Below are 12,822 nucleotides of genomic sequence, written 5' to 3' on the forward strand. Positions count from 1 at the left end.
CTCTTTATCATGAATTGCATTGCTTTTTGTTCGTTCTTCTTTTAGCCTGAAACTAGTCCTATACAACTTCGGCAGAGGCTATGGAAAAAGAAACACCCACAATACCAGAATCATCTCAGCCCCATATGAAGTTAAATTACTTACGTCCGGGCGATATGATCGACGTTGAGTTTGCATCTGCCACCAAAGTGCGCACCAAACTGCAGCTAATTGGTTTTGATAGCGGTCGTTACCTTTTATTAAAACAACCTAACCCGAAAACCGATGGAAGCTACGTTGACGTTCTGTATGAAGGTAACCCAGTTGTTGTTCGTCTTGTCATAGAAGGCGAAGCCGGCGAGTGTATCGCTTTCAAAAGTAAGATACGGGCAGTGACCAACTTCCCTTTCCGGCTTATTTATCTCGATTACCCTAAAGAAGTTGAGCAACGGGCGCTACGGGCACAAAAAAGAGTCAGTACCCATATTCCCGTTGATGTGACTTCCACTGCTGTTCAAGAAGGTGATCGCAAGAAGCTTGCCAGTGGAGTTATTGTGGATATATCAACGGCAGGTTGCCGCATACTCTTCAAAGCACAGAGTAACGCAGGCAATGTGACGCACATGAACATAAAAATAAACATTGGCTCTGGCTCTCAACGAGAACCGTTAACTCTGTCCGGCCAAATTATGAACCAACGCAAAGAGGTTGGGCGAATTGGTATCGGCGTTCGTTTCACCGATCCGGAAGAACATATAACCGAAGTGTTTAATCACCTGCTTATCGACACCGACTTCGAGTGTTAGTCAGGAACAATAATTGGTGGGCGTTTTAAACTAACGTTGTTCAACCTGGCCACCGTTTCCGCCGACACCGAATACTTGTTCAGTATGCGTTTGCCTTCTTCCAGGCTTGCTAAATCAACTTCTCTCATCATACGAAATTCGCAATACGCATTAGCCTGTGCCAATACCTCAGCATAGTCTGAGTCGTACTTAGGTGTTCTTCTATTCGCCTGAGTAAAAGCAAGTAAGTGCTTGCTAACTGGCACCCGTTTTAAACCCCAGCCCTCAGCAACCAGATAACTCACTTCTTTGTCTTTCTCCAACATTAAATCACGCAGGAAACGCTCGTCAGGCGTCAACTGAACTAAGGCATTGTGGCGCTCAGGCGACTTGTCATTAACTGAAGCCATTGCATACTCGCGCTGCACATCATCAAACAGTTTCAGGTACAACTTGGTCAATGCAATTTTGCCCAGCTCGTGGAACATCCCCATAGTGTATGCCAATATGGGGTCTTTCAGCTTTCTCTCAACCGCAATATTATGAGCAGCAATGGCGGTGCCTAATGAGTGCTCCCACACTTTGCGACGAAATAAAGTAAAAGGCTGCGTCGATGGCGGCAGCCAGTTTTGCATAATATAGGCAGGTGCCAACAAACGGAGGTTTTCAGTACCCACAAAGCTCATAGCTACCCGTAAGTTGTCAAGCTTTACCTGCTTATTACGATCAATAAATGGGGGCTGATTAACCGTTCGTAGTAAACCAGTATGAAACCAATCCATACCCTGAACAAGCGACTCGATACGGCGCATAGACGCTGCTTTAAGGCTTAACGTGTCCAATAACTCAGGAAGCTTTTCCGGCAGGGGAATTAAACGCTCGCGAACGTAATCACCATCTTCAATAGTCTCCAACGCCCGATGGTAAACTTCTTCATGGAGCTCTTCTGAGACCTTATCAGAGAAGCGTTGTCGTGCCTGCGCTTTTCGGTCACGCTCTTCGTAGTTTAAACGCTCTACCTCTAGTAGCTTTCGACGCTGCTCTTTTTCTTCGTCTTCGACCCCATCGGCTTTAGAACGGGCTTTTCGAGCAAACGGAAAACTAATGAGATAGTTAATAAACCGTTTCTCCAGCCTAAGCGCTGGGTCTTTAGAGCCACCTTCCGTGGTATTTGAAAAAAAATGAAACATCGATGTTCGCCTATGAGTTTTAAAGCAACTTAAGTATCGGCGATTTCAGCGCCTGGCAACAGTTACCAATTATCGTATATAACGTAAAAAATTCGCTAATAGATTATGACCTTGCATGGTCATAACCGACTCAGGGTGGAACTGAACACCAAAAAGCGGCCATTTTCTATGTCGAATAGCCATAATCTCCCGCTGCCCTGTCGCGCTTTTGGTTTCAGCATCTACGACAAACTCTCGAGCTAATGTGTCAGGTTCAACAACCAGCGAGTGATACCGGGTGACTTCCATCGGGGTTGGCAACCCTTCAAACAATCCCTGACGGTTGTGTGTCAGGTTAGATACTTTTCCATGCATCACCTGTTCAGCACGCACTACTGTTGAGCCAAACACCTGAGCTAGAGCCTGATGACCCAAACAGACCCCCAGAATAGGAAGCTGGTCTTTAAAGGCATCAATGGCAGCCAACGACACGCCCGACTCATTGGGTGTGCATGGGCCTGGAGAGATAACTAAAGCCTTTGGGTTTAAACGATTAATCTCAGCTACGCTTATTTCGTTGTTGCGAAAAACCTCAACTGACTCGCCCAGCTCGCAAAAATAGCGAGCCAGGTTATGAGTAAAAGAGTCAAAGTTATCAATGAGTACAATCATGTACCGGCGTTACGCCTCTGGGTAGGGCACAAATCCGACGGCGTTATAAACATCTTTTAAAGTTTTTGCGGCAGCTTCACGTGCTTTGTCGGCGCCTTGCTTCATGACGCTTTGCAAAAAAGCCTGATCATTACGCATCTCATGGTAGCGCTGCTGAATAGGCTCCAGCATTGCAACCACTGACTCCGCTACATCGACTTTCAAATGGCCGTACATTTTGTCTTCGTACTCAGGAACCAATTCATCTATCGACTTGCCGGTTGCTGCAGACATTATGCTCAGTAAATTTGATACACCGGGCTTTTCGGCAGGGTCAAAATAAATACGTGCTTGCTCGTCCGAGTCAGTCACTGCTTTTTTAATTTTCTTAAGAATTTTCTTCGGCTCTTCCAACAGGCCGACAAAGTTATTTGGGTTGTCATCTGACTTAGACATTTTCTTGGTCGGGTCTTGCAGTGACATAACCCGTGCACCCACCTTTGGAATCATAGGCTCAGGAATCGTGAAAATGTCACCGTATAAATTGTTGAATCGCTCTGCGACATTGCGCGTCATTTCCAAGTGCTGCTTTTGGTCATCGCCCACAGGTACTTCATTGGCCTGGTATAGCAAAATATCAGCCGCCATTAATGCGGGATAGGTAAACAAGCCTGCATTGATGTTATTCGCATGACGTTGTGACTTATCTTTGAACTGGGTCATGCGATTCAGTTCGCCCATTTGCGTGTAACAGTTCAACACCCAGGCCAACTGCGCATGCTCAGGTACGTGCGACTGAATAAAGACGGTACTTTTCTCAGGGTCTAAGCCACAGGCCAAATACAGCGCTAAACCGTCTAACGTCGCCTGCTGCAGTTGTTCAGGTTCCTGGCGAACTGTTATTGCGTGCTGGTCAACCAGCATAAACTTACAGTCATGCGTGTCCTGCATATTCACCCACTGGCGCAAGGCACCAATATAGTTCCCAATAGACAACTGCCCTGACGGCTGACAACCACTTAATACAATTGGTTTCGACATTCTTTTTCTTTCCTCTACGAACCTGTTACTGCAGCAATTTCATCACGCATGGTCTGTATGACACTGGCATAATCATCCGCATTAAAAATAGCCGAACCGGCCACAAACATATCAGCGCCCGCTTCTGCTATTTCACCAATGTTTGAGACTTTAACACCGCCATCCACTTCTAAACGGATCTCGCGACCACTGTCATCAATTCGCTTACGCACCGCCCGGAGTTTATCCAGAGTTGAAGGAATAAACGACTGTCCACCAAAACCTGGGTTTACCGACATCAGCAAAATAACATCAACTTTGTCCATAACATGATCTAAGTAATGCAAAGGCGTCGCTGGGTTTAACACGAGTCCAGCCTGGCATCCATGTTCGTGGATAAGTTGCAAAGTGCGATCCACATGTTCAGACGCTTCCGGATGGAAGGTAATAATAGACGCGCCGGCTTTTGCAAAGTCAGGAATAATTCTATCCACCGGCTTCACCATTAAGTGCACGTCGATAGGAGCCTTAATACCATAGTCGCGCAGCGCCTGGCATACCATAGGGCCTATGGTCAGGTTTGGCACATAGTGGTTGTCCATCACATCGAAGTGGACAACATCAGCGCCAGCGCTCAATACAGACTCAACTTCTTTTCCTAAGCGTGCAAAATCTGCAGACAGGATAGAAGGGGCTATTAATGGCTTCATCGTTATTTATCCCACGGTGTCAAAACTGGCGGCTATTGTAGCAGTTAACCCGAAACAAAAAAATTCGTATTAATGACTAGAATTTTTACAAAATCGCTGATAAATTGTTCAACCTAATGCTTTTGGGGGACATTATGCGCTTATCTATAGTTACTCTATCACTGACACTGATGGCTTTTGCCGCAGTTGCAGCGGTAACGCCCAGCACATTGTTCGCCCAGCAAAATGCCACTCAGCAATGTCAGCAACTCTTGACTGGCAGTGAAAACTCCCAAGCAAAAAAAGAATGTGAACTGGCGGCGGAAGAAGTCACTTGGGGTGACTGGCTAAAAGGCCACAGTCGTTCAGTGCAGTTCCACTTCTTCGACTTAATAGAGCTTTTTTCAGGCTCTAGCGACGCTCAAAAAGAACGCTACAAAAACAACTACTCTCGTTAAGACGTCAAAAATGTCTGAACAGCAGGAAAACACACAACAAAAACCCGGCTTCATTAGCATGATTGTCAGCGTACTCGCTGCGTTTTTAGGTGTGCAAACCGAGAAAAACCGCCAACGAGACTTCCAACATGGAAACCCCAAAGCCTACATCATTATTGGCGTTATATTGACCATTCTGTTTGTTTTAGGCCTGGTTGGCGTTGTGAATCTAGTCATGGCATCCGCTGCCTGACATTAGGGGCGCGGAGGTTGTAAGGGGTCTTCATGAGGACGCCCGCAAGTACTTCCCTGTAGGGCTTGGGTAGCACCATCCATGGCGCTACACACCTCTTGAAGACCCCTCACACCTTTAGAGCGCCCCAATAGTTAGGCAGCCTTGATGCCACTATGACGTAGCAACGGCTCCACGCTGGGTTCGCGACCACGAAACTCCTGAAATAAGTCAGCGGCTTTACGGCTGCCACCGCGCTCCAAAATCACTTGCAGGAAGTCACGCCCAGTGGCGGCACTGAAAATACCTTCCTCTTCAAAACGTGCAAATGCATCTGACGACAACACTTCTGCCCATTTATAGCTGTAATAACCCGCAGCATAACCACCAGCGAAGATATGTCCAAAACTATGCTGGAACCGGTTGTACTCTGGCGGAATGCGCACTGAGGTCTGCTCACGAACTTCACTCAAAATTTCGCTGATACGTGCGCCTTTGCTTTCATCAAACTCGTGGTGAATCCGCATATCAAACAGAGAAAACTCTAACTGACGCATCATTTGCATAGCCGACTGGTAGTTACGTGCTGCCAGCATTTTATCCAGCAGTTCCTGCGGTAATGGTTCTCCGGTTTCGTAATGGCCAGAAATAAGCGCCAGTGCCTCCGGTTCCCAACACCAGTTTTCTAAAAACTGACTTGGCAGTTCTACGGCATCCCATTCAACACCGTTAATACCAGATAAACCTGCCGTATCGACCTGAGTTAACATGTGGTGCAAGCCATGACCAAACTCATGGAATAACGTCAGTACTTCGTCATGAGTAAAGAGCGCAGGCTTACCACCCACAGGTTTGCTGAAGTTACAGGTTAAAAACGCCACCGGGTTTTGTAACTCCCCGTCAGCATTCACTCTACGTCCAACAAAGTCCGCCATCCAGGCCCCGCCACGTTTACCCTGGCGGGCATACAAGTCTAAATAAAAGCTGCCACGCAAGTGACCATCGGCGTCATGAATGCGGAAAAAGCGCACATTCTCATGCCAGGTTTTCACGTCTTTTTGTTCACTCACCGTCATGCCAAACAAGCGCTTAACCACTTCAAACAAGCCATTTAACACTTGTTGTTCCGGGAAGTACGGGCGCAGTAATTCATCGGAAATGGAATAACGCTGCTGCTTCAGTTGCTCACTGAAATACGGCACGTCCCAGGCTTCCATTTTCTCAACGCCTTGTTCTTTAGCAAACGCCTCGACCTCTGCGTATTCTTCTTTTGCCTGCGGCATGGATTTGTCAGCTAAGTCCTTCACAAAGCCCAGAACTTGCTCGGGTGACTCCGCCATTTTTGTTGCTAACGACATTTCCGCATAGTCATTAAAGCCAAGCAATTTTGCCATTTCATGGCGCAAAGCCAAAGTCTCATCCATCACTGCCGAGTTATCGAACTTACCACCGTTTGGACCGGTTTCTGACGCTCGGGTCACAAATGCCTGGTACATGTCCTTACGAAGCTCCCGGTCTTCGGCATACAGCATCACTGGCAGGTAGCTGGGAATATCCAGGGTAAATAGCCAGCCTTCTTTTTCCTGATCAGCCGCTGTTTCTTTCGCCGCTTCTTTAATGCTGTCAGGCAGCCCGGCTAAGCGACTTTCGTCAGTAATTAAACACGTCCAGGCGTGAGTCGCATCCAGCAAATTGTTGCTGAACGTCGACGACAAATCAGATAGGCGAGCAGAAATTTCAGCGTAGCGTTTCTTTTTGTCCGCAGGTAAATCGACACCCGACAAACGAAAATCACGCAAGGTATCGTTAATGAGCTTCTGCTGAGCTTCGGTCAGTTCGGTAAATTCATCACTGTTACGCAGCGTTTCGTAGGCATCAAACAGGCCTTTGTGCTGACCAACATAAGTTGCATAGTCAGACAGCAACGGGAGGCAGCTGTCATGGGCTTCACGCAACTCAGGCGTGCTGACAACCGAATTTAAATGCGACACCGGTGCCCACACGTGCTCTAACTTTTCATCAGCGTCGGTTAAAGGCTCAATTAAGCCGTTCCAGCTGAAATCTCCTCTCGCCAGCACGTCATCAATAGTTTGTCGCGCATCATTAATGCATTGTTCTACCGCAGGTTTTACATGCTCTGGCTTAATGCTTTCAAAATCAGGAAGTTGACCCTGTTCAAGTAAGGGGTTCTGGCTCATTGTTACCTCAATTTTTTCAAAATGCTTACGGTAGATATTGGGACTTTCCGCTAGTCTTCAAGCAAGTCCCGTGGTTTCTTCTCGTATTTACGGTATTATTCCGTTGTTAATTACTCAGAATAAAGGTAAATGTCATGTCTGACACCTCTTTTCGAACATTACGCCTAGTCGCTGGCGCGGCTGCTTTTATGGCGCTAAGTGCTTGTAGTAGCTTCGACAGCGAACAAGCATCCGACGACACTGCGCAAACAGACGTTGTCGGTAGTCATCAGTTAACACCTGAGAAAATCTTTGCCAGCGATACCTTTAACGTTGAACGCCCTGCGCCGACACGCTGGCTGGAAGATGGTTCAGGCTATACAACGCTGGAAGAATCCAAGTCTGCCAATGGCCGAGATATTGTCCGTTATCATCCGGAAACGAATGAGCGTACTGTGTTAGTCAGCGCTGAGCAATTGACCCCAAACGGCGAAGACAAAGCATTGCATATTGCTGACTACGTCTGGTCTGACGATGGCAACAAAGTATTAATTTTTACCAATACAAAACGCTCATGGCGCACCCATACGTTGGGTGACTATTGGGTCTTAAACCGCAGCAATAATGAACTGAAGAAACTTGGCGGCAACGCCCCCGAGTCGACACTGCAATTTGCCAAGTTTAACCCGCAGGGCACCAAAGTCGCTTATGTGATGCAGAACAACATTTACGTGCAGGACTTAAATAGTTTTCGCATTAACAAGCTCACCAAAGACGGTAGCGACACCATTGTGAACGGTACCTTCGACTGGGTGAATGAGGAAGAGTTCTTCCTGCGTGACGGCTTCCGCTGGAGCCCGGACGGGCAGCACATTGCTTACTGGCAGCTGGACACCGAGGGCACGCCGGTGTTTACCATGATCAATAACACCGACGAACTGTACCCTACGCTTAAAAAGTTTCCTTACCCGAAAGTCGGTGAAACAAACGCCGCTATGCGTATTGGGGTCATTCCGGCCAGTGGCGGCAAAACACAGTGGATGGATATTCCCGGCGATCCGCGCCAGCACTATTTGGTACGCATGCAGTGGGCTGGTAATAGTGAGCAACTGCTTATACAGCAGCTTACTCGAAAACAACACATTAACCGGACTTTCATTACTGACATAGAGTCAGGCGATGCACAGGAATTACTGCGTGAAAGCACTGACTCATGGGCCGAGTACGTCGACGACATTCACTTTCTGAATGACGGGCAAGAATTTACGTGGCTAAGCGAGCGCAGTGGTTATCGTCATATTTACCGAGTTTACCGTGACAGTGGTCGCATTAGCGCCATTACCCGTGGTAATTGGGACGTTGTCGATGTTTTGCGTGTCAACGAAGAAGACGGCTGGGTGTACTTTATTGCGTCACCTGAAACGCCGTTAGAACGTTATTTGTTCCGCGCCAGCTTAGACGGCAGTGGTCGCTTAGAGCGTCTGACGCCGGACATGGACGGTACCCACAGCTACAGTATTTCGCAAGACGCCAAATACGCAGAGCATACCTTTCACTCTGTGAATCAAGTGCCTGTAACCAAGATGATTTCTCTGCCGGACCATAAGGTTATTCGTACGGTAGTGGACAACACTGACGTCCAAAAAGCGGTCGAAAACGTCGAGAAACAGCCGGTTGAGTTTTTCCGGGTGGAAGCTCGTGACGGGTTAGAGCTGGACGGTTACATTATGAAGCCGACTGACTTCGACCCCAGCAAAGAATACCCCATTTTGTTCTACGTTTACGGCGAACCCTGGGGGCAGACAGTGGCTAACCGCTGGGGCGGGTCACTGTATTTATGGCACACCATGCTGACACAGCAGGGCTATATTGTTGCGTCTATTGATAACCGCGGCACCAAATCACCACGCGGTTTTGACTGGCGCCGTTCTATCTACAAAAACCTGGGCGTTGTTACCGTACGAGACCAGTATGACGCACTGCAACAGATGCTGGAACGCTGGGACTTTATTGATGAAAGCCGTGTTGGTATTTGGGGGCACAGTGGCGGCGGTTCACAAACCCTGAATGCACTCTTCCGCTACCCAGACGCTTACCACATGGGGATGGCGCTGGCACCAGTACCCGACTTAACGCTGTACGACACCATTTATCAGGAGCGTTACTCCGGGTTATTGCCTGAGTCAGCGGAGCGTTACAAAGAAACCTCGGCGATTACGCACGCTGAGAATCTGGAAGGAGACTTATTGTTAGTGCATGGTACAGGCGACGATAACGTCCACTTCCAGGGCAGCGAGCGTTTAGTTAATGAGTTAATTAAACACGGTAAGCAGTTTGAATTTTTTGCTTACCCGAACCGCTCTCATGGTATTTACGAAGGTGAAGGCACCACATTGCACCTGCGCACCATGATGACCGAGTTCGTCAAAGAGCATTTACCAGCAGGTGGTCGTTAAGAGCGGTGTTATAAACTGATCTTTCGATTACCGCTATCGGTATAAAAAACGTGAAACCCCGTGTCTTTATTTGCAAGATACGGGGTTTTTATTCAAGATATGCGCAGTTTTTGAATTAAGCACAGGAGTTAAGCAGTATGAGCAGACATTATGACTATCTGGCGATAGGTGCCGGCAGTGGCGGTATTGCCTCAGCCAACCGTGCAGCCATTCGTGGTGCAAAAGCCGCCGTTATTGAAGCAAAGTTCGTTGGCGGTACCTGCGTAAACGTGGGCTGTGTACCTAAGAAAGTCATGTGGTATGGCGCTCATATTGCCGAGGCCGTTAAATACTCACCTTCGTATGGTTTTAATCTGGAGCAGAAAGGCTTCGACTGGGCAACTATGGTGAAAAACCGTGAAGCTTACATTGAGCGCATTCATGGCGGTTACCATCGTGGTTTCCAGAGCAATGGCGTTGAGTTCATTGAAGGCTTTGCCAAATTCGTTGACCACCAAACGGTTGAAGTTAACGGTGAGAAAATTACCGCTGACCATATTACCATTGCTACCGGTGGCCGCCCGATGATTCCTGAAATTCCAGGCGCTGAGCATGGTATCGACTCTGATGGCTTTTTCGCATTAACGGAACAGCCTAAAAAAGCCGCAGTTGTTGGTGCTGGTTATATTGCCGTTGAAATTGCCGGTGTTTTCCACGCGCTAGGAACAGACACACACTTACTGGTACGTCGCGATAGACCTCTGCGCACCTTCGACAAAGACATTACCGACGGCTTGCTGGAACGCATGAAGCAGGACGGCCCTGAACTTCATACCGAAACAACGGTACGTGAAGTAGTGAAACAGGACGACGGTACCTTAACGTTACACTTTGAAAACGGCAAAACAATGGAAGGCGTGGATTGCCTGGTATGGGCTATTGGTCGCGTACCGTCCACTGACAACATTAACCTGGAATGCACTGGTGTCGAGCTCGACAAAGACGGTTTCATTCAAGTCGACAAATTCCAGAACACCAGCGTACAGGGTATTTATGCGGTTGGTGATAACACCGGCGCAGCAGCGCTAACACCCGTTGCGATTAAAGCAGGTCGTCAATTAGCAGAGCGCCTGTTCAACAACATGCCAAACGCGCACATGGACTACGAAAATATTCCTACCGTTGTGTTCAGTCACCCAACCATTGGTACTGTTGGTTTGAGCGAAGAAGACGCAAAACTGAAGTTCGGTGAAGAGAATATTACCGTTTACAAGTCATCTTTTGCGGCTATGTACAACGCCGTCACACCACACCGCGCCCTCAGCTACTTTAAGCTGGTATGCCACGGTAAAGAGGAAAAAGTGGTTGGCATTCACGGTATTGGCGAAGGCATGGATGAAATTTTACAAGGCTTCGCAACCGCGCTGAAAATGGGCGCTACGAAAGCTGATTTAGATTCTACTGTAGCTCTGCACCCTACTAGCGCAGAAGAGTTCGTCACGATGCGCTAGCCCTAGGTTTCAAGCCCTCTGGAAGAAGCAGGGGGCTTTCTCCCCCCCAAAAAAACTACCTTACCTCAGCATCCCAAAAGCCGCTTTAATGTAACTAAATTCAGTTACATTTGAAAAAGTAACTAAAAACGGTTACCACTAAACCACAGACAAACTCAAGTGCTTACCCATTGCCTCAAGAGCCTTGTTTAGCTTATCGATTTTTGTGTTGTGCCCTAAGTTGATAATGCGTTGCATCTCTTGCTTTCGAGTGCCCATTCGCCGAGCTAACCCAGCTTAACTGATATGTTCATTAAGCATCGTGTTTAGCAGCAGTACCTTAGCCCAAACGCTCGTCGGTACGCTAATAATATCCCGTCCATTTGCGTCTGACGGCATAGGGATTTGACGCTGATCTTCAAAATAAAACTCAAAAGCCGTAATTAGAGCATCTCTCGTTTCTTCCAGGGCTTCTTCATAAGTATCAGCACAAGTCATTGCTTCTGGGATATTCACAAAGCGAACCATAAACGTGTTGCCATCAGGCTCAATAATTACAGGATAATTCATATCAATCTCACCTATTTAAAAGCTACTGCTTTTCAAGCCAGCGTCTGAATGCACTTTGCTTCACATCATCTCTTTGATGCCACACCTCAAAGCAATCAAAAATGATTACTTTGTCCAGTTAAACATTCATCCTATGAATCCTAAATTTTACAGAAAAGTGCCGTTAATAAACGGAAGGTAGAGCAACAAAGGTGATATTCTTACGGATAGGTAATCTAGTAACACAGAGCAATAGGCTAACCAATGGCAAAATCGACTCTCGAACAATGGCGGATGTTTAAAGCAGTCGCTGACCATGGAGGCTTCATGCAGGCGGCTCAGCAGGTTCACAAAAGCCAGTCGAGCATTCACCACGCTGTTAATAAAATGGAAGAACAGCTCGGCGTTAATTTGTTTGAGGTCGATGGTCGCAAAACGGTGTTAACCCACGCCGGCAAGCTCTTGCTACGCCGTATTAATTATCTGCTATCGGAAGCTGAGCGATTTGAAAATGTCGCTCAGAACCTGAAAGAGGGAGTAGAGTCGACGCTTAGCATTGCTGTCGATGAAGCTTTCCCGAAAGAAGTGCTATACGAAGCATTAGAAAAAGTCTCGGAAGAGTTCCCGCTGGTGCACATAGAAGTTATTGAAACCATATTAACGGGTGCCGATGAACTTTTACGAAAAGGTCTGGCTACCGTGTCACTATCACCCTTTATGCTCGATAACGAACTGAGCGAGGCACTTAGCGACGTTACCTTTGTTGCGGTATGCGGTACCAATCACACACTTGCGTCAAAAGCGTCTGTCACTCTCGAAGACTTAAAGAACAGCCGTCAAATAGTGCTACGTGACTCTGGTATCGAGAAAAGCTCTGACATTGGTTGGCTGGGTTCTGAGCAGCGCTGGACGGTCAGCCATTTAACCACTTCCGTTGAGCTGATTCGTAAAAGTCTGGGCTTTGCCTGGTTGCCTGAATCGGCGATAAAAGCGCATATTGAAGAAGGCAGTTTGGTGACTTTAAACCTCGAACGCGGCGCTACCCGCTCTATGCCTATTTACTTGAATTTCGAAGACGCTGATAGTGTCGGTCCTGTTGCCAGAAGCTTCATTGGTCACATTCGTTTTCTGACTTAAACACTCTGTTACAAATTACTAACAAAATAACTTCAAGCCTCCGGAGCGCCCGAGTATCATCTAGACATTAGA

General features: G+C 47.4%; 12 protein-coding genes. 6 read left to right on the top strand and 6 right to left on the bottom strand.

Features of this window, described 5'->3' with window-relative positions:
* Window positions 1-80 precede the first annotated feature (80 nt).
* Window positions 81-785 carry a flagellar brake domain-containing protein gene (locus CWI73_RS09565; RefSeq protein ID WP_126752582.1) on the top strand — a complete coding sequence of 235 codons (705 nt, stop codon included), beginning with the start codon at window positions 81-83 and terminating at the stop codon, window positions 783-785.
* On the opposite strand, the gene CWI73_RS09570 is transcribed toward CWI73_RS09565, so the two are convergent.
* The 4 genes from CWI73_RS09570 to rpe form a co-directional block, all read right to left on the bottom strand.
* Window positions 782-1,954 (bottom strand): HDOD domain-containing protein, encoded by a 1,173-nt coding sequence (locus tag CWI73_RS09570; protein WP_126752583.1) that lies wholly within the window; start codon window positions 1,952-1,954, stop codon window positions 782-784. The genes CWI73_RS09565 and CWI73_RS09570 overlap by 4 nt on opposite strands.
* Before the next feature lie 69 nt (window positions 1,955-2,023).
* The gene (locus CWI73_RS09575) at window positions 2,024-2,605 is read right to left on the bottom strand and encodes an anthranilate synthase component II (RefSeq protein ID WP_126752584.1); all 582 of its coding nucleotides are present in this window, start codon (window positions 2,603-2,605) and stop codon (window positions 2,024-2,026) included.
* A gap of 9 nt (window positions 2,606-2,614) precedes the next feature.
* The gene (trpS, locus tag CWI73_RS09580; protein WP_126752585.1) at window positions 2,615-3,625 is read right to left on the bottom strand and encodes a tryptophan--tRNA ligase; all 1,011 of its coding nucleotides are present in this window, start codon (window positions 3,623-3,625) and stop codon (window positions 2,615-2,617) included.
* 14 nt (window positions 3,626-3,639) lie between these two features.
* Complete coding sequence (gene rpe / locus CWI73_RS09585; RefSeq protein WP_126752586.1) at window positions 3,640-4,314, bottom strand: ribulose-phosphate 3-epimerase; 675 nt, start codon at window positions 4,312-4,314, stop codon at window positions 3,640-3,642.
* A gap of 134 nt (window positions 4,315-4,448) precedes the next feature.
* Here rpe and CWI73_RS09590 point away from each other — a divergent pair, with 134 nt between their 5' ends.
* Both CWI73_RS09590 and CWI73_RS09595 read left to right on the top strand, forming a co-directional pair.
* Window positions 4,449-4,751 carry a hypothetical protein gene (locus CWI73_RS09590; protein WP_126752587.1) on the top strand — a complete coding sequence of 101 codons (303 nt, stop codon included), beginning with the start codon at window positions 4,449-4,451 and terminating at the stop codon, window positions 4,749-4,751.
* Between the two features lie 10 nt (window positions 4,752-4,761).
* Window positions 4,762-4,983 carry a DUF2970 domain-containing protein gene (locus tag CWI73_RS09595; protein ID WP_058578430.1) on the top strand — a complete coding sequence of 74 codons (222 nt, stop codon included), beginning with the start codon at window positions 4,762-4,764 and terminating at the stop codon, window positions 4,981-4,983.
* A 134-nt stretch (window positions 4,984-5,117) separates the two neighbouring features.
* Here CWI73_RS09595 and prlC read toward each other — a convergent pair whose 3' ends face one another.
* A complete protein-coding gene (gene prlC, locus CWI73_RS09600) occupies window positions 5,118-7,160 on the bottom strand; it encodes an oligopeptidase A (protein ID WP_126752588.1) in 2,043 nt (680 codons plus the stop codon).
* A gap of 134 nt (window positions 7,161-7,294) precedes the next feature.
* On the opposite strand from prlC, the gene CWI73_RS09605 reads away from it, so the two are divergent.
* Window positions 7,295-9,595 (top strand): S9 family peptidase, encoded by a 2,301-nt coding sequence (locus CWI73_RS09605; RefSeq protein ID WP_126752589.1) that lies wholly within the window; start codon window positions 7,295-7,297, stop codon window positions 9,593-9,595.
* A 137-nt stretch (window positions 9,596-9,732) separates the two neighbouring features.
* On the top strand, window positions 9,733-11,085 hold the full coding sequence (gorA, locus tag CWI73_RS09610) for a glutathione-disulfide reductase (protein WP_126752590.1): 1,353 nt from the start codon (window positions 9,733-9,735) through the stop codon (window positions 11,083-11,085).
* A gap of 276 nt (window positions 11,086-11,361) precedes the next feature.
* On the opposite strand, the gene CWI73_RS09615 is transcribed toward gorA, so the two are convergent.
* Window positions 11,362-11,634 carry a type II toxin-antitoxin system HicB family antitoxin gene (locus CWI73_RS09615; RefSeq protein WP_241968880.1) on the bottom strand — a complete coding sequence of 91 codons (273 nt, stop codon included), beginning with the start codon at window positions 11,632-11,634 and terminating at the stop codon, window positions 11,362-11,364.
* A gap of 243 nt (window positions 11,635-11,877) precedes the next feature.
* On the opposite strand from CWI73_RS09615, the gene CWI73_RS09620 reads away from it, so the two are divergent.
* Window positions 11,878-12,750 (top strand): LysR family transcriptional regulator, encoded by an 873-nt coding sequence (locus tag CWI73_RS09620; protein WP_126752591.1) that lies wholly within the window; start codon window positions 11,878-11,880, stop codon window positions 12,748-12,750.
* The last annotated feature ends 72 nt before the right edge of the window (window positions 12,751-12,822 follow it).

The organism is Idiomarina piscisalsi (assembly GCF_003987095.1).
Lineage (GTDB): Bacteria > Pseudomonadota > Gammaproteobacteria > Enterobacterales > Alteromonadaceae > Idiomarina > Idiomarina piscisalsi.

Coding starts and splice junctions, on each gene's coding strand:
- trpS (WP_126752585.1), bottom strand. CDS start 3,625: ATGTCGAAACCAATTGTATTAAGTGGTTGTCAGCCGTCAGGGCAGTTG.
- gorA (WP_126752590.1), top strand. CDS start 9,733: ATGAGCAGACATTATGACTATCTGGCGATAGGTGCCGGCAGTGGCGGT.
- CWI73_RS09590 (WP_126752587.1), top strand. CDS start 4,449: ATGCGCTTATCTATAGTTACTCTATCACTGACACTGATGGCTTTTGCC.
- prlC (WP_126752588.1), bottom strand. CDS start 7,160: ATGAGCCAGAACCCCTTACTTGAACAGGGTCAACTTCCTGATTTTGAA.
- CWI73_RS09620 (WP_126752591.1), top strand. CDS start 11,878: ATGGCAAAATCGACTCTCGAACAATGGCGGATGTTTAAAGCAGTCGCT.
- CWI73_RS09605 (WP_126752589.1), top strand. CDS start 7,295: ATGTCTGACACCTCTTTTCGAACATTACGCCTAGTCGCTGGCGCGGCT.
- CWI73_RS09575 (WP_126752584.1), bottom strand. CDS start 2,605: ATGATTGTACTCATTGATAACTTTGACTCTTTTACTCATAACCTGGCT.
- CWI73_RS09570 (WP_126752583.1), bottom strand. CDS start 1,954: ATGTTTCATTTTTTTTCAAATACCACGGAAGGTGGCTCTAAAGACCCA.
- rpe (WP_126752586.1), bottom strand. CDS start 4,314: ATGAAGCCATTAATAGCCCCTTCTATCCTGTCTGCAGATTTTGCACGC.
- CWI73_RS09565 (WP_126752582.1), top strand. CDS start 81: ATGGAAAAAGAAACACCCACAATACCAGAATCATCTCAGCCCCATATG.
- CWI73_RS09615 (WP_241968880.1), bottom strand. CDS start 11,634: ATGAATTATCCTGTAATTATTGAGCCTGATGGCAACACGTTTATGGTT.
- CWI73_RS09595 (WP_058578430.1), top strand. CDS start 4,762: ATGTCTGAACAGCAGGAAAACACACAACAAAAACCCGGCTTCATTAGC.